Consider the following 20757-nt stretch of genomic DNA (forward strand, 5'->3'; position numbering starts at 1 on the left):
TGAAACAAAGAGTTTCCATGGTGTAATTATATGAGTTTGAACAAACACGACCTCGATTCCTATCGACGCGCCAAGAGGCTGCGCGCACAGAAAATCGACTTCCTGATCGTCGTTCTCTTCATCCTGATTGCCATCTTCATGACGATGGAACATCCTCCTCCGAGACCTGGCGCACCGGCCTTTCACAAAGTGGAGGCAAGGGAAGCACCAAAAGGCAAGCCGCAAGAGCCGCCAGTGATCGCAAGGGCAGCGCATTAGCAGGGCGGCCCCGCGCTGGTTTTCTGGCGCGCCTCAACTGCAACATCCCCACCGCTGCACGACCGGAACCGAAACGTCCTCGCCACCTGCGGATGCTGACCGCGCTGCCCTTCGTGCGCGTGGATCTGGCGAGTGGCGGTCCAAGGCACTAAAACTGGCAGGGGTTATCCTGGAAGTCGTTTGGAATGCCGCTAGAAATCGGGCAAGTGAATCCGCTCGTCCTCAGCCTTGCTTGATCGGAGAGTCGGGAATGCGCGGCCCCGGCAGACTGTCCTGAACAGCAATAATTTGGTGGCCAAATACAAACGCACGACTTCTTGATCAAAAATCGTCATCGGTCCGGGCAACGTCATCCCGAGAAACGCCGAAGCCCATGCAAGAAACTGCTTGCATGGGCTTCAGGTTGAAGAAGTGGTGCGGCTGGCAGGAATCGAACCCACGACCCCTTGGTTCGTAGCCAAGTACTCTATCCAGCTGAGCTACAGCCGCGAGGGGTCGAATTATAGCAGCGATAATTGCGTCGGTACAGGCACCGGTCTGACAGATGATCGCCATCACTAAATTGCCTATTAGCAAGCAAATGTTGTAGCGTTGATCGCACGAGCTGTGATACATTCATCCAAATATTTCCCATTAACAACTATTTTGCTCGAGCTACCGGCGCGCCTGCCATTCGCTATATGCAAGAAACCGACTTTATGACATTTCGCTTCCGCCAATTCGCCTCCGGCCTGACCATCCTGGCGGCGTTTATCGGGTCGGCCAGCGCTGCAACGATCAGCGTGAAGGTAGCCGATGCTGCCGGCAACCCGATACAGGATGCTGCCGTCTATGCCGAGCCCGTGACGCCTCCCTCCGGCGGTCGACCCAAGACCGCGGAGATCGAGCAGAAGAGCCGGAAGTTCATGCCGCTGATGACGGTCGTGCAAACCGGCACCGAGATCAGCTTCCCGAACAACGACACGGTTCGCCACCACGTCTATTCGTTTTCTCCCGCCAAGCCGTTCGAACTCAAGCTGTATTCCGGCACGCCCGGCACGCCTATCCTGTTCGACAAGCCTGGCACGGTCGTCATCGGCTGCAATATCCATGACCAGATGGTGGCCTATATCCAGGTCGTAGGCACGCCGCACTTCGGCAAGACCGATCAGACAGGCAAGGTCAGCATTGCCGACCTCGGGCCGGGCAAATACCGGTTGAAGGCCTGGCACTATCAGCTTCCCTCCCCTGCCGCGCCAGTCGAAACCGACCTCTCGGTCGCAAAGAATGACATGACGGCGAATCTTGTGCTTAACATCAAGGCCGCGGGCGGCAGCCACTGAGAAGGCCGTACATGTTCAAGACCCTGGAACGACGGATTGCTGCGCTGCTGCTGATATTGCTGCTGCTGGTCCAGCTTGCCGGTTTCATGGTCATACAAAACGCAATCAGCAGGAATGGCCGCGCTGTGATTGCGGACGAACTGGTGGTCGGCGAGCGGGTATTCAGGCGGCTGCTCAAGCAAAACGCGGATATGCTGACCCAGGGCGCGCAACTGCTGGCGAAGGATTACGGCTTCCTTTCGGCCATTGCCAGCGGCGACGACGAGACAATCACCTCGGCGCTGACGAACCATGGCGGGCGCATCGGCGCATCCTTCACCGTCATGGTCAATGCTGACCGCGGCTTCCGGGTCGACAGCAGCCATGCATTGTCCGACCCGGCGCGCCGCCGGATACTGCAGCTCGTCGATGCCGCGGAAAGGGATGGCAGCGCGGTCGGCACCGGCATCATCGAAAACGGGCCGTTCCAGATCGTCGTCGTGCCGGTGAAAGCGCCGGTGGTCGTGGGCTGGGTCGTGATGGCCTTTCCAATGGACCAGCGCCTCGCCGCCGACATGCTGGCGCTCTCTTCGCTGGAGACTTCATTCCTGGTAGGGTCGGCCGGCGGCGCATGGACTGCCAGCGCCACCACGCTGGCGCCGAATGCGATTGCGACGCTGACCTCCGCGCTCGACGGCCGCAGCACGCTTCGGCGCGCCACGATCGACATCAGCATAGCGGACGACCAATACGCCGGCCTGCTGGGCGAACTGGCGATCGGGGACGCGCAAACGGCAGTGGTGGTCCTGCAGCGCTCGGTCGACGCCGCGATCGCGCCTTACCGGGCGCTGCAGATGACCCTGCTGATCCTGACCGCTGCGGGCATCGCAATCGCCGCATTTATCGGCATCGTCACGGCAAGGCGCATTACCGAACCCCTGCGCGAGCTGACGAGCACGGCGCGGCGCTTCGGCGCCGGCGACTACGATGGACCGATACCGACTGGCGGCGGTGAGGAAATTGCCGAACTTTCGAGGGCCTTCGGCGTCATGCGCAGCGGCATCGCCAAGCGCGAGGCCGAGATCCACAAGCTTGCCTACTGGGATTCGCTGACCGACCTTCCCAACCGCGCGCACTTTGCCCGCAAGCTGCGTCAGGCCATAGAGGGCGCTGGAAGCTGTCATATCCTGATGATGGACCTCGACCGCTTCAAGAATGTCAATGACGTGCTCGGCCAGAGCTTCGGCGACGCGCTGCTGCGCAGCGTCGCACAGCGGCTGGTGACCGATTCCGGCGCCGACCCGGCCAATATCGCCAGGCTGGGCGGCGATGAATTTGCCATCCTGCTGGTCGACGTGACGCTTGAGGACGCCCAGCAGGTCGCGCTGCGCATCCTCAAGTTGCTGGAAGTGCCCATAGTGCTCGACGACCAGGCGGTCGACCTGGGCGCAGGCATCGGCATCGCCGGTTATCCGCAGCATGGCGGCGACCCCGAGTCCCTGCTCAGCCGGGCCGAGGTAGCCATGCATGTGGCCAAGCGCAGCGGCAACCAGGCCGTCGTGTATGACGCGGCCACCGACGAGAGCAGCCAGCAGAGCCTGTCCCTGCTCGGCGAACTGCGGCGCGCGGTCGACCGCAACGAACTGAAACTCTACGTGCAGCCCAAGCTGTCGCTGCTCACCGGCGAGGTCACCGGGCTGGAAGCGCTGGTGCGCTGGGTGCATCCGCAGCGGGGCATGATATTCCCGGACCAGTTCATCGCCTTCTCGGAAAAGACGGGCTTCATCCGCGTGATCACCTTGTGGATGCTGGACCGCGCCGCGGCGCTATGCAGCGCGCTGGCCGCCGAAGGCATGTATCCGAAGCTGTCGGTCAACATATCGGCGCGGGACCTGATGGACCAGGACCTGGCGGCCAAGTTTTCGGAGATCATGTTCCGTCACAAGGTCAGCGCCGCCTCCTTTTGCCTCGAGATCACCGAGAGCGCCATCATGGATGACCCGGTGCGGGCGCAGAACACGCTGGAAAGCCTGCATGCGCTGGGAGCGGAACTGTCGATCGACGATTTCGGCACCGGCTACTCGTCGCTCGCCTACCTGAAGCAATTGCCGGTCGACGAGTTGAAGATCGACAAATCCTTCGTGATGAATATGGAGCACGATGCCAACGATGCAAAGATCGTCCGCTCGACCGTCGACCTGGGCCGCAACCTCGGCCTGCGGGTCGTCGCCGAAGGCATCGAAAGCGACAAGGCCTGGGAGCTGCTGGCGCAGATGGGATGCCACAGCGGACAGGGCTACCTGATGAGCCGGCCGATTCCAGCCAATGAATTCAGCGCATGGACCCGGCGCTGGACCGTGGGAAATACCGCCCGCAGGCAGGCGGGATCCGATGCGGGCGCCGGCCATGCAATGGCAATCGAGGTGGGAGAAGACGCATGAAACGATGGTGTACCGGCATCCTGCTGTGCGCGGCAGCCTTCGCCGCCTGGGCGGCAGCCGACCCCGACGAGGAACAGCTGCGCCGCATGGACCAGAAATGCGAGGACGCGCGCAAGGCCAAGCTGGCGCCGATACGCGAAGAACTTGCGCGCCAATGCGAACAGGAACAGCGTTACCTGGGAAACAAACAGCGCGATTGTGCGCTTGAAGTGAGCACCTACGGCGACACGTTCAGCGGCGCGCGCGGCGCAGCCATCCGCGGTATGTACTATGATTTGCCGGAATGCGTGGCCGCGTCGAACGCGTGGAAGAAGTGGGAAGCGTCGCGGCCATGGAAGAATTGACGCCCGGGGCTAACGGCGCGTGCGATAAATGTCGTGGCCAGCTTCGTCGATCTGCCGGCGCAGCGCCTGGCGCTCTTCGGGGGAAAGCTTGCCCTGGCGTGCGCCTTCGGCCTGGCCACGCGCGGCGCGGTCAGCCTCCTGCCGCTGCTGGGCACGCGGGTCGGGCTGAGCGGACTGCTGCTGGGCGGGATTGTTGCGCTGGTCGCTGTTCGCGTCGCGCTGCTGGGCAAAGCCCTGTGCGGCGCAAACCAACGTCAGCAGGGCGAGACAGAGTCTTCCTGTTATTTTCTTCATCATGATTTCTTTCGGAATGTCAGACGCCGGCGCTTTCGTCATGAATCAAAGTGTATGCCCGTTTGCCGGATCTCCGAAACAGGATCCGGTAAAGTATGTAACACTTTGTAATGCCTGCAGAAAACATCCTCACTTCGACGCGCGCCTGACGTTACCATAGACAAATGAATACGACAAACCTTTCCGGTATGCAGACCAACCCGACGCCCACGCACCAGGCCAAGATCCTCGTGGTGGATGACGACATACGGCTGCGCGACCTGCTGCGGCGCTACCTCGCCGAGCAGGGATTCAACGTGATCACCGCGGAAAACGCGCAGGCGATGAACAAGCTCTGGCTGCGCGAACGCTACGACCTGCTGGTGCTGGACCTGATGCTGCCGGGCGAGGACGGCCTGTCGATCTGCCGCAGGCTGCGCGGCGCTGGCGACCAGACGCCCATCATCATGCTCACCGCCAAGGGCGAGGATGTCGACCGCATCGTCGGCCTGGAAATGGGCGCGGACGATTACCTGCCCAAGCCGTTCAACCCGCGCGAACTGGTGGCCCGCATCAGCGCGGTGCTGCGGCGACGCGCTCCCGAGGAGGCGCCGGGCGCGCCTTCGGAGACGCCGCAGACCTTCATCTTCGGCGACTTCGTGCTTGACCTCGGCACCCGCACATTGAAGAAGAGCGGCCAGAATGTGGCGCTGACGACCGGCGAGTTCTCGGTGCTGAAGGTGTTTGCGCGCCACGCACGGCAGCCGCTGTCACGCGAAAAGCTGATGGAGCTGGCCCGCGGCCGCGAGTACGAGGTGTTCGACCGCAGCCTCGACGTGCAGATCTCGCGGTTGCGCAAGCTGATCGAGCCCGACCCGTCCAATCCGCTGTACATCCAGACGGTCTGGGGGCTGGGCTACGTGTTCATCCCGGAAGGACAGCCGCGTTGAGGATCAGACTGCCGGGCGCCGTATCCGCATGCTAGCCAGGTCCGCCCGCTTCGCCTGGATGACCAGCGGGCTTTACTGGCGCACTTTCTTCCTGCTCGCCTTCCTGATCGCCGTCAGCATGGCGGCATGGGTGGTGAGCATACGCATCGTCGAACGCACGCCCCGCGCCGACCAGATCGCGGCGCAGGTCGTGTCCATCGTCACCATCACCCGTTCCGCCCTGCTCCACTCGGCGCCGGCGTCGCGCCGCGAACTGCTGTTCGACCTCGCCAGCAACGAAGGCATACGGGTCTATCCACGCGAGGCCAGCGACAAGGTGACGCCGCCCGAGGACACCACGCTGATGCCGCTGATCCAGTCGGTGGTACGCTCGCGGCTCGGCATCGAGACCCGCTTCGCCGGCACCGTGAACGACATCCCCGGCTTCTGGATCAGCTTCACGATCGACGATGACGACTACTGGCTGATGCTGGACCGGGAGCGCATCGAGCGCACGTCGGGCCGGCAGTGGCTGGGCTGGGCCGCGGTCACGCTGCTGCTGTCGCTGGTCGGCGCGGCCTTCATCAGCCGGCTGATCAACCTGCCGCTGGCCCGCCTGACCCAGGCGGCGCGCGCGATCGGCCGCGGTCAGGAGCCGGCGCCGCTGCCGGAACGCGGGCCGACCGAGATCCGCGAAGCCAACAGCAGCTTCAACCAGATGGTGGTGGACCTGAACCGCGTCGAATCCGACCGGACGCTGATCCTGGCCGGCATTTCGCACGACCTGCGCACGCCGATTTCGCGGATGCTGCTGGAAGTCGAGATGGCCAAGCTCAATGACGATGCGCGCCGCGGCATGCAGTCCGACCTGGCGCAGATGGACGCCATCATCGGCCAGTTCCTGGACTACGCCCGGCCCGCCGGCAGCGAGGTGCAGCAGCGGGTCGACCTGTCCGCGCTCGTGACCGACATCGGGCGCGAGGCGGCGCGGCTGCCGGACGTGCAGGTGTTTTCCGATGTGACCAGCGGCATCGAGGTCAACGGCAGCGCGGTCGACCTCAGGCGCGTCATCAACAACCTGATCGAGAATGCGCGCCGCTACGGCAGGACGCCGGGCACCGCGCGCACCGACATCGACATCCGCTGCTGGCGCGAGGGCGACCGCGCTGTGCTCGAGGTCGGCGACCATGGCAGCGGCGTGCCGGAAGAGGCGCTGGACCAGCTGCTGCGCCCGTTCACGCGCCTCGACAGCGCGCGCAGCCAGGCCAATGGCGCCGGGCTCGGCCTGGCCATCGTCGAACGGGTCGTACAGCGCCATGGCGCCGGCCTGCGGGTCTTCAACCGGCCGGATGGCGGGCTGATGGCGCGCATCACCTTCGCCATCGCATCGCCGCTTTAAAGCCGCTCAGGCAGGCCTGCGGTACAGCAGCGCAACCGCTTCGGCCGCGATGCCTTCCTCGCGCCCGAGGTAACCGAGCCGCTCGTTGGTCTTCGCCTTCACGTTGACCTGGCCGGCCGCTATCCCGAGGTCCGCCGCGATATTGGCCGCCATCTGCGCGATGTGCGGCGCCATCTTCGGCGCCTGCGCGATGATGGTGGCGTCGACGTTGCCGACCAGGTAGCCTGCCTCGGCGACCCGCCGCATCGCCTCGCGCAGCAGCCGGCGCGAATCCGCGCCGGCGAACTCGGTCGCCGTGTCCGGAAAGTGCCGTCCTATGTCGCCCAGGCTGGCCGCGCCCAGCAGCGCGTCGGTGATCGCGTGCAGCAGCACGTCGGCGTCCGAGTGCCCGAGCAGGCCGGTCGGATGCGGTATCTCGACGCCGCCGATGATGAGCTTGCGGCCGGCAACCAGCGCATGGCAGTCGTAGCCCTGGCCGATGCGAAACGGAGGCTGGTCAGTCATTGCATTCCTTCAGGTAGAGTTCGGCCAGCGCCAGGTCTCCCGGCAGCGTGACCTTCATGTTGCGTACGCTGCCGGGCACCAGCCGCGGGAACAGCCCCATCGCTTCGACGGCGCCGGCCTCGTCGGTGACATCGGCGGCAGCCTCGAGCGCCTTCTTCAGCAAGCCATAGCGGAACATCTGCGGCGTCTGCGCGGCCCACAGGCCCACGCGCGGCACGGTGGCGCAGGCGCGCTGCTCGCTGTCGCCGCGCTTGAGGGTGTCGACCACCGGCAGCGCCAGCAGGCCGCCGACCTCGTCGTCGCGCACGGCGGCGATGAGGCGGTCGACCAGCGCTGCGCTCAGGCCGGGGCGCGCGGCGTCATGCACCAGCACCCAGTCATCGTCGGCAAGCTGCGGACGCATCGCCAGCAGGCCGTTGAGCACCGACTGCCGCCGCGTGTCGCCGCCGTCGCGCACGACGGTCACGCGTCCGGCCAGCGCCGGGCCGGCGCTCGTCGCGTCGTCACGGATCGTGTCGTCGATATAGCCATCGTCGCCGCTGACCACGGCAAAGGTATGCGTGATCGCCTGATGCGCGGCGAAGGTATCGAGCACATGGCGCAGCATCGCCTTGCCGGCCAGGCTCGCATATTGTTTCGGAAAGGCGGCGCCCATGCGCGCGCCGACGCCGGCGGCGGGGATCAGGGCAAAGTAACGGGGTGGAAGCATGGTCTGCGCGTGGGACGCCGCGGCTTGCGGCAATCGAAAATCGAATCAAGTTGCTTGGTTTATAATCGCAGCTCGCATTTTACTGTCAAATCGGCAGCATGCCGCCCCCTTTCCGTTCTCTTCACCTGGCCTTCCCGATACCGCGTTCCGATGTCATTTGACCTCAACAGATTTCTTCCCAAGCCTGGCGCACGATTTGCGGTTCCCTCTGCGCATGGATCCTCCGACGCCTTCCTGCTGGCGCAAGCCGGCCTCCAGCTCAAGACCCGGAAGCAGATGCTTGCCGTGGTGGTCGCCAATGCCGGCGACGCGCAGCGGCTGCTCAACGAGATCCCGTGGTTCCGCGGCGACGACGCAGCGGAAAGCAGCGCGCTGCGCTGCCACCTTCTGCCCGACTGGGAGACGCTGCCCTATGACGCATTCTCGCCGCACCAGGACCTGGTCTCGGAACGGCTCGCCACGCTGTATGAAATCCAGAACGGCCAGTGCGATGTGCTGATCGTGCCGGCGACGACCGCGCTGACGCGGCTGGCGCCGCCCTCCTTCCTCGCGGCCTACACGTTCTTCTTCAAGCAGGGCGAGACGCTGGACGAGACCCGGCTGAAGACGCAGCTCACGCTGGCCGGCTATACCCATGTGAGCCAGGTCATGTCGCCCGGCGAATACTCGGTGCGCGGCGGCCTGATCGACCTGTTCCCGATGGGCTCCGCGCTGCCCTACCGGATCGACCTGTTCGGCGACACCATCGAGACCATCCGCACCTTCGACGCCGACACCCAGCGCTCGCTGTACCCGGTGCGCGAGGTGCGCCTGCTGCCGGGCCGCGAGTTTCCGATGGACGATGGCGCCCGCACCGCGTTCCGCGGCCGCTGGCGCGAGGTGTTCGAAGGCGACCCGACGCGCTCGGCGATCTACAAGGACATCGGCAACGGCATTGCATCGGCCGGCATCGAGTACTACCTGCCGCTGTTCTTCGAAGAGACGGCCACGCTGTTCGACTACCTTCCGGCGGATGCCACCATTGCGCTGATGGGCGACATCGATGCGTCGATCTCGCGCTTCTGGAATGACACGCAGTCGCGCTACCGCTTCCTGAAGAGCGATCGCGAACGTCCGCTGCTGGAGCCGCAGACGCTGTTCCTCTCCAGCGAGGAATTCTTCACGCTGGCCAAGCCGCATGCCCGCATCACGCTGCAGACCGACGACGAACCGTCGGCGCTGTCTGCGCCGCTGCCGAACCTGGCGGTGAACCGCCGGATGGACGACCCGCTGGCCAACATGCGCGCCTACCTCGACCGCACCGACAAGCGCGTGCTGATCTGCGCCGAGACCAGCGGGCGGCGCGAGACGCTGCAGCAGTATTTCAGCGAGTACGGCCTGCCGCTCGCGCTATGCGACGGCTACCAGGATTTCGCGACCGCCTCGGCCCGGCTGATGCTGGGCGTGGCGCCGCTGCAGGCCGGCTTCGAGCTGCTGGTCGACGGCAGCCCCTACGCGTTCATCACCGAGACCGAGCTGTATGCGGGTTCCGGTCGCCGCGTCGGGCACCGCCGCCAGGAAGGCGCGACCCAGGTCGAAGCGATGGTGCGCGACCTGTCCGAGCTGAAGATCGGCGACCCGGTGGTCCATGTCAACCATGGCATAGGCCGCTACATGGGCCTGATCAACATGGACCTCGGCGAAGGCGAGACCGAGTTCCTGCACCTCGAGTATGCGAAGGACACCAAGCTCTATGTGCCGGTGTCGCAGCTGCACGTGATCTCGCGCTACTCGGGCGCGTCGCCGGAAGATGCGCCGCTGCATGCGCTCGGCTCGGGCCAGTGGGACAAGGCCAAGCGCCGGGCCGCGCAGCAGGTGCGCGACACCGCGGCCGAGTTGCTGAACCTGTATGCGCGGCGCGCGCTGCGCCAGGGCCATGCATTCGCCTATTCGGCGCATGACTACGTGGCCTTCGCAGAAAGCTTCGGCTTCGAGGAAACGCCGGACCAGGCGGCCGCGATCAATGCAGTGACCGCGGACATGACCAGCGGCAAGCCGATGGACAGGCTGATCTGCGGCGACGTCGGCTTCGGCAAGACCGAGGTGGCGCTGCGCGCGGCCTTCATCGCCGTCATGGGCGGCAAGCAGGTGGCCATCCTTGCGCCGACCACGCTGCTGGCCGAGCAGCATGCGCAGACCTTCGCCGACCGCTTCGCCGACTGGCCGGTGAAGATCGCCGAACTGTCCCGCTTCCGCAGCACGAAGGAAATCGGCCAGGCGATCAAGGGCATGGCCGAAGGCACGCTGGACATCGTGATCGGCACCCACAAGCTGCTCTCCGACGACATCAAGTTTTCGCGGCTGGGGCTGGTGATCATCGACGAGGAACACCGGTTCGGCGTGCGCCAGAAGGAAGCGCTGAAGGCGCTGCGGGCCGAGGTCGACGTGCTGACGCTGACCGCCACGCCGATCCCGCGCACGCTGGGCATGGCGCTGGAAGGACTGCGCGACTTCTCCATCATCGCGACCGCGCCGCAGAAGCGGCTGGCGATCAAGACCTTCGTGCGCAGCGAGTCCGAGGGCGTGATCCGCGAAGCCTGCCTGCGCGAACTGAAGCGCGGTGGCCAGGTGTACTTCCTGCACAACGAAGTCGAGACCATCCAGAACCGCAAGGCGGCGCTGGAAGCGCTGATGCCGGAAGCCCGCATCGCGGTCGCGCACGGCCAGATGCATGAGCGCGACCTGGAAAAGGTGATGCGCGACTTCGTCGCGCAGCGCTTCAACATCCTGCTGTGCACTACCATCATCGAGACCGGCATCGACGTGCCGACCGCGAACACCATCGTCATGCACCGCGCCGACAAGTTCGGCCTGGCGCAGCTGCACCAGCTGCGCGGCCGCGTCGGACGCTCGCATCACCAGGCCTATGCCTACCTGCTGGTCAATGACGTGCAGAGCCTGACCAAGCTGGCCCAGCGCCGGCTGGACGCGATCCAGCAGATGGAAGAACTGGGCAGCGGCTTCTACCTGGCGATGCATGACCTCGAGATCCGCGGCGCCGGCGAGGTGCTGGGCGAGAACCAGTCGGGCGAGATGATAGAAATCGGCTTCCAAATGTATTCGGACATGCTCAACGAGGCGGTACGCTCGCTGAAAAACGGCAAGGAGCCGGACCTGGCGGCGCCGCTGGCGTCCACCACCGAGATCAACCTGCATGTGCCGGCGCTGCTGCCCAACGAGTTCTGCGGCGACGTGCATGAAAGGCTGTCGCTGTACAAGCGGCTGGCCAACTGCAACAGCGCGGAGGCGATCGACGACCTGCAGGAGGAGCTGATCGACCGCTTCGGCAAGCTGCCCGACCCGGCGCGCGCGCTGATCGAGACGCACCGGCTGCGGGTCGCGGCCAAGCCGCTGGGCATCGTCAAGATCGATGCACATGCCGAATCGGCGCTGCTGCAGTTCGCGCCCAATCCGCCGGTCGACGCGATGCGCATCATCGAACTGATCCAGAAGAACCGCCATATCAAGCTCAATGGCCAGGACAAGCTGCGCATCACCGCCGCGATGCCTGACCTTGCCAGCCGGGTCCAGCAGCTGAAGTCGACGCTGCGCTCGCTGGTCGGCTGACACCATCATCTATCTCACGTAACGCTCATGAACCTGATCCTCCAAGGCAGCGCCGACCTGGCGACCATACAAGCACTGGCGGCGCCGGCCCGGCCGGCGCGCATCGAAACCATCCATGCGCTGGCATGGCGCTGCGTCGGCGTGGACGACAGCGCGGAAGTGCGCGGGCAGATCGACGCCGCCGCGCTGGAGGCCAAGATTGACGCCACCTTCATCGAAGCCGGCCTCCGGCTGTCCGACTTCAGCCTGCTGGCGATGGACATGGACTCGACCGTCATCACGATCGAATGCATCGACGAGATCGCCGACATGCAGGGCCTGAAGCCGCAGGTCGCGGCCATCACCGAGGCGGCGATGCGTGGCGAACTGGACTTCGCCGCCAGCCTGACGCAGCGCGTCGCGCTGCTCGAAGGGCTGGACGCCGGGGCGCTGCAGAAGGTCTACGACGAGCGGCTGCGCCTGTCGCCGGGCGCGGAAGCCCTGGCCGCCGCTGCCCGCGCCGCCGGCGTGAAGACGCTGCTGGTCTCGGGCGGTTTCACCTTCTTCACCGACCGTGTCAGGCAGCGCCTGGACCTGGACTACAGCCATGCCAACGTGCTGGAAATCGCCAATGGCCGCCTGACCGGCAAGGTGGTCGGCGGCATCGTCGACGCCGATGAAAAGAAGCGCACCGTCGAACGCGTCTGCGCCGAACTCGGCGTGCCGGCCAGGCGCGCAATCGTGATGGGCGACGGCGCGAATGACCTGAAAATGATGTCGGTCGCCGGCCTGTCGGTGGCCTACCGCGCCAAGCCCGTTGTGCGCGCGCAAGCAGATGCCGCCTTGAATTTTTCGGGTTTGGATGGCATCTTGGCCCTGCTTGCGCAATAAGGCCAGGCAAAACATCGGAGGCCGGACATCATGCAGGAACTGGTTCTAGATTCGAACTTGCAGTCGCGCAAATCGCTGGCCTGGTGGCTCTACCTGTTCCATGCGGCCAGCCTGGTGTTTTCGATGGGCGCCTTCGGCTGGATTCCGCTGATCATCAGCTACCTGAAACGCGACGACGCGGCCGGCACGTTCGTCTACAGCCACCATACCTGGCAGATCCGCTCGTTCTGGTGGTACGTGGTCTGGGTCGTGCTCGGCGGCCTGCTGTTCGCCACCGTCGTCGGCATCCCGCTGGCCTTTGTCGTCTGGGGCGTGGCCTGGTTGTGGAAAGCGTACCGGCTTCTGCGCGGCTTCTTCGCGCTGAACGACAACAAGCCGATGCCGGCATAAGCAAGCGAGGGCAAGGCGCCGGGCGGCCCTCGCCCGGCGTTCAGCGCCGCGCCAGCGCCTCGAACGCCTGCGCCATATCGGCAATCAGGTCGGCCGGCTCTTCCAGCCCGATGTTAAACCGCAGCAGCTGTCCGTGCGATTCCCATCCCTGTCGCATGCCCTGCATCCGGTACGGCACGCACAGGCTGTTGGCGCCGCCCCAGCTATAGCCGATCTTGAACAGCTTCAGGGTGTCGATGAAGCGGTCGGTCTGGGCCTCGCTGTAACGCTCGTCGAAGATCACCGAGAACAGGCCGCCGGCGCCGGTGAAGTCGCGCTTCCAGTGCGCATGTCCGGGACAGGCGTCGAACGCCGGGTGCAGCACCTGCGCAATCTCCGGCCGTGCCTGCAGCCACGCGGCGACTTCCCGTGCGCCGCGGTCATGGGCTTCGAAGCGCAGCTTCATGGTCGGCAGCGAACGCAGCACCAGGTAGGCATCGTCGGCGCCAACGCCGTAGCCCAGCCGCATATGCGCCGCCTCGATGCGCCGGTGCAGCGACTCGTCGCGGGTGATGACCGCGCCCATCAGCACGTCGGAGCCGCCGGACTGGTACTTGGTGAGCGCCTGCATCGCGATATCGACGCCATGGTCGAACGCCGCGAAGGCGATGCCGGCCGACCAGGTATTGTCGATCGCGACCACCGCGCCGGCGTCATGCGCGGCCTTGCAGATGGCGGGGATGTCGGGCACTTCCATCGACACCGAGCCCGGCGCCTCGGTCCATACCAGCCGGGTGTTCGGCTGCATCAGCGCGGCAATGCCGGCGCCGACCATCGGGTCGTAATAGCGCGCGCTGATGCCGAAATCCCGGCTCAGCCAGTTGCCCAGTTCCCGGCTCGGGTTGTAGACATTGTCGGGCAGCAGCACATCGTCGCCGGTTTTCAGCAAGGCGAGGTCGACCATCGCAATCGCCGCCAGGCCGCTCGGCGCGAGCAGGCAATGGGTCCCCTGCTCGATCGCGGCAAGCCGGGCTTCCAGCGTGAACGTGGTGGGCGTGCCATGCAGGCCGTAGGTATAGCCGGTCTTGTCCTGCCAGTTGCGCGAGCGCAGCGCCGCGACATTGCTGAACAGGACCGTGGATGCGTGATGTATCGCCTGCGGAAAGGCGTCGAACCCGGCCGGCGCCCGGTAGTCGGAATGGATCAGCCGGGTCTGCAATGACTTGTCGCTGCTCATGCCCTCTCCTCGCGATGACTTTTCTTTGTTTTTAACGCTGGCTGCGCACCGGGCTTGCGGCCGAATCCATCGGCGTCAGCACGAAGGGCTTGCTGACCGAGCCGTCCGCCGACTGCCAGGTGCCGCGCACCGCTGCGCCATCCTGCTGCCCTTCCCACTGGCCGGACACGTCGGTGCCGTTCTCCGACTCTTCCATCAGCAGGCCGCCCGATTCGGTCTCGCCGGCCAGAAGGATCTGCCCGCTGCGGCCGAACACGATGTATTCGCCCTCGATGCCTTCGGCCGGGTCGGACTTGGGCTGCAGCTTCATCTGGATCTGCGCGTCGCCCAGCGTGCCGCGCAGCACGACCGGCCGCGAGAACATGCCGCCGGCAGCGGCCGTCGCGTCGGCCGCATCGGCCGCATGCGCCGGACCGGCCAGCAGCATGGCCGCCAGGATCGGGAGCATCAGCCGCCGCATCATGCGCGCGCCCACAGGTCGTGCGCGTCCGCGGCGGTGACGGTGACGTCGTAGAACTCGCCGACCCTGAGCTTCAGGTGCGGCTCGTACGGCGCCTTGATATGGACCACGCCATCGATTTCCGGCGCGTCGGCGGCCGAACGGCCGGTCGCGCCGCCGGTGCGGTCCACCGCGTCGATCAGCACCCGTATGGTCTTGCCGACCTTGCGCTGCAGACGTGCGGTGGAGATGCGTTCCTGCAGCTGCATCACGCGGCCGCGGCGCTCCTCGCGCAGTTCCTCGGGAAGCTGGCCGGCGATTTCGTTGGCGGTCGCGCCTTCCACCGGCGAATACGCAAAACAGCCCAGCCGGTCGATCTGCGCTTCCTCGAGGAAATCCAGCAGGTACTGGAATTCCGCCTCGGTCTCGCCGGGGAAGCCGGCGATGAAGGTCGAGCGGATCGTGATGTCGGGGCACAACTCGCGCCATGCGCGGATGCGCTCGATGTTTTTCTCGCCATTGGCCGGCCGCTTCATGCGCTTCAACACATCCGGATGCGCATGCTGCAGCGGCACGTCGAGATAAGGCACGACATGGCCGCCGTTCATCATCGGGATGATCTGGTCGACGTGCGGATACGGATAGACATAGTGCAGGCGCACCCAGGCGCCGTACTGCCGGGCCAGCTGCTCCAGCGCGCCGACCAGCTGCGTCATGTGCGTCTTGACCGGCGTGCCGTTCCAGAAGCCGGTGCGGAATTTCACGTCGACGCCATAGGCGCTGGTGTCCTGCGAGATGACCAGCAGCTCCTTCACGCCGGCCTTGAACAGGTTCTCGGCTTCCAGCATCACGTCGGCGATGGGACGCGACACCAGGTCGCCGCGCATCGACGGGATGATGCAGAAGCTGCAGCGATGGTTGCAGCCTTCCGATATCTTCAGGTAGGCATAGTGTTTCGGCGTCAGCTTGACGCCCTGCGCCGGCACCAGGTCGATGAACGGCGCATGCGGCTTGGGCAGGTGCAGGTGAACCGCATCCATCACTTCGCCGAGCGCATGCGGCCCGGTGACGGCCAGCACTTTCGGATGCACCTTCTGGATGATGTCGTCGCCTTGCGCATCCTTCTTCGCGCCGAGGCAGCCGGTGACGATCACGCGGCCGTTTTCACTGATTGCCTCGCCGATCGCGTCGAGCGACTCCTGCACCGCGGCGTCGATGAAGCCGCAGGTATTGACGATGACGATGTCCGCGCCGTCATAGGACTTCGCGGTGTCATAGCCTTCGGCGCGCAGCTGCGTCAGGATCTGCTCGGAGTCGACCAGCGCCTTCGGGCAGCCAAGGGAAACGAAGCCGACCTTGGGCGTCGGCGGGGAAACGATAGACATGGGATGGGGGTCTGGCGGAGAAAAACGAAGCCGCTATTGTACCTGCATCCCCGCCAGCCTTCCGGCTGCGGACTTATTTGTCCTTTTTGTCGGCGGGCGGCGTCGCCGGCGGCACGAACGGAAAGGTGCCGAACATGTTCTTGGTCTGGTTCTGCATCTGCTCCTGCATCTGGATGAACAGGCTCTTGCTCTGCTCGATGTAGTTGGTCATCATGCCCTGCATCATCGGCCCCTGCACGCTCATGAACTGGGTCCACATCTCCGGGCTGAACGGCTTGCCTTCGTACAGTCCCTTCGAGTTTTCCGTCAGCTTGTTCTGGATGTCGATGAAGGCCTGGATATTCTTTTCCAGGTAGGAACCCATCATGCCCTGCATCGCATGGCCGTAGTACCGGATGATCTGCGCAAGCGCGCCGCTGGAGAACATCGGCGAGCCGTTGGACTCTTCCTCCAGGATGATCTGCAGCAGGATGCTGCGCGTCAGGTCCTCTTCGCTCTTGGCGTCGACCACGGTGAATTCCTCGTTCGCCAGCACAAGCTGCTTGACGTCCGTCAGCGTGATGTACGAACTTGTCTGGGTGTCGTACAGCCGGCGATTCGGGTATTTCTTGATCAACCGGTCGGACGGCTTCTTTGCACTATTCATTTGAAAATTCACTTTGATACGCTCTCTCGCTACGCTCGATTCCGGCCTGGAAGTTGGTGGGCGCCTGGTACGCCCATTTAATTATAGTTCTTGTAATCAAAGGTTTATACCAGATATTCCCCGTTTGCAAGAGCCTGCGCAAGCTTAAGCGGCTTTCTTCGTCACGTACCGGCCGGGCGCTGCCTCCACCGGTTTGTACTTGCCCTTGCCATAGCTGCGCGGCGCGCTGACTTCCTTGCCGCCGTTTTCCGCAAGGAAAGCGGCCCACTCGGTCCACCAGCTGCCGGGCTTTTCCTTGGCGCCGGCAAGCCAGGCGTCGGCGTCGGCCGGCGTCTCGGTGTTGACCCAGTGGCTGCGCTTGTTCTTCGACGCCGGGTTGATCACGCCGGCAATGTGTCCCGACGCGCCGAGCACGAAGCGGCTCTGCTTGCGGTTCTTCGTATTGATCAGGTTCAGCGACTCGTAGGCTGCCTTCCACGGCACGATATGGTCTTCCTTCGATGCATACAGGAAGGCCGGCACGTCGATGCGGCCGAGGTCCACCGCCTGCCCGGCGACCGTCAGCTTGCCCGGTTCGCGCAGATTGTTTTCGAGGTACATGTTGCGCAGGTAATAGCAGAACATCGGCCCCGGCAGGTTGGTCGCGTCGGCATTCCAGTAGAGCAGGTCGAAGGCCGGCGGCTCGACGCCCTTCAGGTAACTCTGCTCGACATAGTTCCAGACCAGGTCGTTGGGCCGAAGGCTGGAAAACGCGGCCGTGAAGTCGCGGCCCGGCATCATGCCGCCGCGGCCTATGCTGGCCTCGCGCCGCGCCACCTGGTCCTCGTCGATATATACCTCGAGCACCCCGGTGTCGGAGAAGTCCAGCAGTGTGGTCAGCAGCGTGACGCTGGCGGCCGGCTTCTCGCCGCGCGCCAGCATCACCGACAGCGCGGTCGCCACGATGGTGCCGCCGACGCAGAAGCCGAGCGCGTTGATCTGGTCCTTGCCGCTGATTTCGCGCACGACATCGATCGCCTTGATCGCGCCGTTCTCGATGTAGTCGTCCCAGGTCGCATCCTTCAGCGATGCATCCGGGTTGACCCACGACACCAGGAACACCGTGTGGCCCTGCTCGACGGCATAGCGCACCAGCGAATTCGCCGGCTGCAGGTCCATGATGTAGAACTTGTTGATGCAGGGCGGCACCAGCAGCAGCGGCCGCTCGTACACGGTCTTGGTCAGCGGCTTGTACTGGATGAGCTGGAACAGCTCGTTCTCGAACACCACCGCGCCCTCTGTCGTGGCGACGTTCCCGCCGACGTTGAACGCGCTTTCATCGGTCTGCGAAATGCGACCCTTGCCCATGTCGGCCAGCATCAGCGCGATGCCCTTGGCCAGGCTCTCGCCCTTGGACTCCACCAGCTTCTTCTGCGCTTCCGGATTGGTGACCAGGAAGTTGGACGGCGACATGGCGTCGATGGTCTGCTGGATCGCAAAGCGGATGCGCTGCTTGACCTTGGGCGCGGCGCTGACCGAGTCGGCCATCGCCATCATGAAGCGGGCATTGAGCAGGTAGGCCGCGGCATTGAACGCATGCAGCGGGTTGGCTTTCCAGGCCTCTCCGCTGAAGCGCTTGTCGCCGACCTCGGCCGGCTGCGCGCTCGCCAGCTTTTGCCACAGCGCCGAGAACTCCTGCACGTAATCGCTCTGCAGCTTGGTCAGTGTCGCCGGCTCGATCAGCACGGCAAGGTCCTGCGACAGCGGCCCCGGAAGCATGCCTGCGCCGTTGAACGGCGCCGTCTGCGATTGCTGGAGGAAGGCCTGCCAGGCCTTGGGGTCGGACAGCTTTGCCATCCAGGCTGTTGCATCCTGCGGAGTGAGCGTCTTCATGCTTGTTTTCCCGGTTTCGCGTATGGTTAAGGTCCCAAGACTTCTTTCAATCCGGTATTTCTCATGTTTATCGTTGCCATCGGCTGGATGTACGTGGTGCTCATGATGTCCATCACGGAAACGACGCCGGTGGCCGGCGTGATGACTTTTATTCTGTATGGACTGTTGCCGGTGTCACTGCTCTTATACATCAGCGGCGGACGCCAGCGCAAGCGAAGGCGTGCTGCGGAGCAGCACGAACGGCAGCGCCAGGACGCTGCCGCTGCGGCTTCCGGCCCTGCCCCCGGCGCTGCTGCCGATGAGCAGGCCGCCACGGAAAAACCGCCGCTTCCCTAAGCGGCGGTCGGCCTGATCCAGACCATCGAGGCCATGCGCCCGCTTACCCGGTCGCGCCGGTATGAATAGAAACGGTCGGCCTCGCGGACCGTGCAGAAGCTGCCGCCGCTGACCTGCGAGACGCCGCAGCCGGCCAGCGCGAGCCGGGCCAGCAGGTAGATGTCGGCCAGGTACTTGCCGCCCGGCCGGGCAGCGAAGGCCGCGGCGGCCGCCGGGTCGGCATAGGCGAACGCGGCCCGCACCTCGGCGCCCACTTCGAACGCCTCCGGCCCGATCGCCGGCCCCAGCCAGGCCGTGATGTCGCCGGCGCCGGCCTCGCGCATGCGCATGACGGTGTTCTGCAGCACGCCCTGCGCCAGTCCGCGCCAGCCTGCATGGGCGGCGCCGACCACGGAACCAGCACGGTCGGCGAACAGCACCGGCAGGCAGTCGGCGGTCATGATCGCGCATACCACGCCGGGCCGGGTCGTGAAACTGGCGTCGGCGTCGGGCACGCCGTCGACCGCGGCCGCATCGACCACGCGGGCGCCATGGACCTGGTTGAGCCAGGTGGGAGCACCCGGCAGCGCCGCCTGCAGCCGGGCCCGGTTCTGCTCGACAGCGGCGGCCTCGTCGCCGACATGCAGCCCGAGGTTCAGGCCGCCGCCATCGGCGCCGTCGTCATACGGCCCGATGCTCACGCCGCCGCGGCGGGTGCTCGACAATGCGCCGACTCCCGGCGGCAGCCCCCGCCAGTCGGGAACGATGCAGGCGCTCTTCAGGTTCATTGCAGCTCAGGCTCCAGCGCGATGCCGGCGCGCGCCAGCAGCTCGGCCATGTCCGCCGGCAGCGGCGCCTGCCACTCGCAGTCCTTGCGGATGACCGGGTGCACCAGGCCGAGCCGGCATGCATGCAGCGCCTGCCGGCCGAAGACGGGCACCAGATGCGGCTTGCCATAGAGCGCGTCGCCGACCAGCGCGAAGCCGAGCGACTGCATGTGGACCCGGATCTGGTGCGTGCGGCCGGTTTCCAGTTCGCATTGCAGCAGGCTGACCGGCTTGCCTTCGAGCAGGCCGGTCGCCAGCCTGCGGAAATGGGTCACGGCCGGCTTGGCGGTCAGGTTGTTCTGCACCGACATCTTGATGCGCTCCCGCGGATGCCTGCCGATCGCCGCGTCGACCTTGCCGCCGACCTGCGGCGTGCCCCAGACCAGCGCCAGGTAGACCCGGTGCACGGTGCGCGCCTGCAACTGGCGCACCAGGTCGGTCTGGGCCTGCATGGTCTTGGCGACCACCATCAGGCCGCTGGTGTCCTTGTCGAGCCGGTGGACGATGCCGGCGCGCGGCACGTCGGCGATCGGCGGGTAGTAATGCAGCAGCCCGTTCTGCAGCGTGCCCGACCAGTTGCCGGCGCCCGGATGCACGACCAGGCCGGCCGGCTTGTTGATGACCATGATGGCCTGGTCCTCGTGCACGATCTCCAGCGCCATCGCTTCCGGCTCGTACGCGTGGGCGTCGGCCGCGGCCTGCGGCTGCACCAGCAGCTGTTCATCGCCGAACATCGTGCTTTTCGCGCGGGCGGTCTTGCCGTCGACCGTGACATGGCCTTCTTCTATCCATTGCTGGAGCCGGCTGCGGGAAAACTGGGGCAGGTGCTGCGACAGGACCTTGTCGAGGCGCATGCCGCAATCGGCTTCGGAAAGCGCCAGGACGATGGGGCCGTTTGCCTCCGCAACGAGCTCCAGATCCTCGCTTTCGTCATCCTCGTGGTCCGGCGGAAGGTCGGTGGTGTTCGGGTGTTCAATTGGCGGCACGGCATATCCCATCAGCTATAATCATTCATTGTTCAGTCGTCAGTCAC

General features: G+C 65.1%; 20 protein-coding genes and 1 tRNA gene. 10 read left to right on the forward strand and 11 right to left on the reverse strand.

Annotation, left to right across the window (positions count from 1 at the left end):
- The first annotated feature begins 30 nt into the window (after positions 1-30).
- Positions 31-258: a hypothetical protein gene (locus tag QOL82_RS05380; protein WP_283441209.1), complete on the forward strand. Its 228-nt coding sequence runs from the start codon at positions 31-33 to the stop codon at positions 256-258.
- 412 nt (positions 259-670) lie between these two features.
- Here the strand turns inward: QOL82_RS05380 and QOL82_RS05385 are convergent.
- Positions 671-747 (reverse strand) — tRNA-Arg (locus QOL82_RS05385).
- Between the two features lie 209 nt (positions 748-956).
- Here QOL82_RS05385 and QOL82_RS05390 point away from each other — a divergent pair.
- Genes QOL82_RS05390 through QOL82_RS05400 form a run of 3 tightly spaced genes read left to right on the forward strand, consistent with a single transcriptional unit; the run spans position 957 to position 4344 of the window.
- Positions 957-1580 (forward strand): methylamine utilization protein, encoded by a 624-nt coding sequence (locus tag QOL82_RS05390; protein WP_283441210.1) that lies wholly within the window; start codon positions 957-959, stop codon positions 1578-1580.
- 11 nt (positions 1581-1591) lie between these two features.
- On the forward strand, positions 1592-4000 hold the full coding sequence (locus tag QOL82_RS05395; protein ID WP_283441211.1) for a putative bifunctional diguanylate cyclase/phosphodiesterase: 2409 nt from the start codon (positions 1592-1594) through the stop codon (positions 3998-4000).
- Entirely contained in the window at positions 3997-4344 is a 348-nt protein-coding gene (locus QOL82_RS05400; RefSeq protein ID WP_283441212.1) for a hypothetical protein, read from the forward strand. Before QOL82_RS05395 ends, QOL82_RS05400 begins: the two co-directional genes overlap by 4 nt.
- 9 nt (positions 4345-4353) lie before the next feature.
- Here the strand turns inward: QOL82_RS05400 and QOL82_RS05405 are convergent, their stop codons facing one another.
- Entirely contained in the window at positions 4354-4641 is a 288-nt protein-coding gene (locus QOL82_RS05405) for a hypothetical protein (protein ID WP_283441213.1), read from the reverse strand.
- Positions 4642-4802: 161 nt separating this feature from the next.
- On the opposite strand from QOL82_RS05405, the gene ompR reads away from it, so the two are divergent.
- Both ompR and QOL82_RS05415 read left to right on the forward strand, forming a co-directional pair.
- Complete coding sequence (gene ompR / locus QOL82_RS05410) at positions 4803-5567, forward strand: osmolarity response regulator transcription factor OmpR (protein ID WP_283441214.1); 765 nt, start codon at positions 4803-4805, stop codon at positions 5565-5567.
- Between the two features lie 28 nt (positions 5568-5595).
- Entirely contained in the window at positions 5596-6945 is a 1350-nt protein-coding gene (locus QOL82_RS05415) for a sensor histidine kinase (protein ID WP_283441215.1), read from the forward strand.
- A 6-nt stretch (positions 6946-6951) separates the two neighbouring features.
- On the opposite strand, the gene ispF is transcribed toward QOL82_RS05415, so the two are convergent.
- Positions 6952-7449, reverse strand: coding sequence for a 2-C-methyl-D-erythritol 2,4-cyclodiphosphate synthase (ispF, locus tag QOL82_RS05420; RefSeq protein WP_283441216.1), 498 nt, complete (start codon positions 7447-7449; stop codon positions 6952-6954).
- Positions 7442-8158 (reverse strand): 2-C-methyl-D-erythritol 4-phosphate cytidylyltransferase, encoded by a 717-nt coding sequence (gene ispD, locus QOL82_RS05425; protein ID WP_283441217.1) that lies wholly within the window; start codon positions 8156-8158, stop codon positions 7442-7444. Before ispD ends, ispF begins: the two co-directional genes overlap by 8 nt.
- A gap of 150 nt (positions 8159-8308) precedes the next feature.
- Between ispD and mfd the strand changes: the two genes are divergently transcribed.
- The 3 genes from mfd to QOL82_RS05440 are packed head-to-tail and all read left to right on the forward strand — an operon-like array spanning position 8309 to position 13024.
- On the forward strand, positions 8309-11764 hold the full coding sequence (gene mfd, locus QOL82_RS05430; RefSeq protein ID WP_283441218.1) for a transcription-repair coupling factor: 3456 nt from the start codon (positions 8309-8311) through the stop codon (positions 11762-11764).
- A gap of 27 nt (positions 11765-11791) precedes the next feature.
- Positions 11792-12634 carry a phosphoserine phosphatase SerB gene (gene serB / locus QOL82_RS05435; protein ID WP_283441219.1) on the forward strand — a complete coding sequence of 281 codons (843 nt, stop codon included), beginning with the start codon at positions 11792-11794 and terminating at the stop codon, positions 12632-12634.
- 30 nt (positions 12635-12664) lie between these two features.
- The gene (locus QOL82_RS05440) at positions 12665-13024 is read left to right on the forward strand and encodes a DUF4870 family protein (protein WP_430438439.1); all 360 of its coding nucleotides are present in this window, start codon (positions 12665-12667) and stop codon (positions 13022-13024) included.
- A gap of 40 nt (positions 13025-13064) precedes the next feature.
- On the opposite strand, the gene QOL82_RS05445 is transcribed toward QOL82_RS05440, so the two are convergent.
- From QOL82_RS05445 to phaC, 5 genes are all read right to left on the reverse strand, one after another.
- On the reverse strand, positions 13065-14240 hold the full coding sequence (locus tag QOL82_RS05445) for a cystathionine beta-lyase (protein ID WP_283441220.1): 1176 nt from the start codon (positions 14238-14240) through the stop codon (positions 13065-13067).
- 31 nt (positions 14241-14271) lie between these two features.
- Positions 14272-14688: a hypothetical protein gene (locus QOL82_RS05450; RefSeq protein ID WP_283441221.1), complete on the reverse strand. Its 417-nt coding sequence runs from the start codon at positions 14686-14688 to the stop codon at positions 14272-14274.
- 11 nt (positions 14689-14699) lie between these two features.
- Positions 14700-16064 (reverse strand): 30S ribosomal protein S12 methylthiotransferase RimO, encoded by a 1365-nt coding sequence (gene rimO, locus QOL82_RS05455; protein ID WP_283441222.1) that lies wholly within the window; start codon positions 16062-16064, stop codon positions 14700-14702.
- Positions 16065-16137: 73 nt separating this feature from the next.
- A complete protein-coding gene (gene phaR / locus QOL82_RS05460; RefSeq protein ID WP_283441223.1) occupies positions 16138-16710 on the reverse strand; it encodes a polyhydroxyalkanoate synthesis repressor PhaR in 573 nt (190 codons plus the stop codon).
- A 144-nt stretch (positions 16711-16854) separates the two neighbouring features.
- Positions 16855-18582 carry a class I poly(R)-hydroxyalkanoic acid synthase gene (gene phaC / locus QOL82_RS05465; RefSeq protein WP_283441224.1) on the reverse strand — a complete coding sequence of 576 codons (1728 nt, stop codon included), beginning with the start codon at positions 18580-18582 and terminating at the stop codon, positions 16855-16857.
- 63 nt (positions 18583-18645) lie between these two features.
- On the opposite strand from phaC, the gene QOL82_RS05470 reads away from it, so the two are divergent.
- A complete protein-coding gene (locus QOL82_RS05470; protein ID WP_283441225.1) occupies positions 18646-18918 on the forward strand; it encodes a hypothetical protein in 273 nt (90 codons plus the stop codon).
- On the opposite strand, the gene pgeF is transcribed toward QOL82_RS05470, so the two are convergent.
- On the reverse strand, positions 18915-19685 hold the full coding sequence (gene pgeF, locus QOL82_RS05475) for a peptidoglycan editing factor PgeF (RefSeq protein WP_283441226.1): 771 nt from the start codon (positions 19683-19685) through the stop codon (positions 18915-18917). The genes QOL82_RS05470 and pgeF overlap by 4 nt on opposite strands.
- Entirely contained in the window at positions 19682-20722 is a 1041-nt protein-coding gene (locus QOL82_RS05480) for an RluA family pseudouridine synthase (RefSeq protein ID WP_283441227.1), read from the reverse strand. Before QOL82_RS05480 ends, pgeF begins: the two co-directional genes overlap by 4 nt.
- Positions 20723-20757: the final 35 nt, after the last annotated feature.

The sequence above is a fragment of the Noviherbaspirillum suwonense genome, assembly GCF_900182955.1.
GTDB lineage: Bacteria > Pseudomonadota > Gammaproteobacteria > Burkholderiales > Burkholderiaceae_D > Noviherbaspirillum_A > Noviherbaspirillum_A suwonense.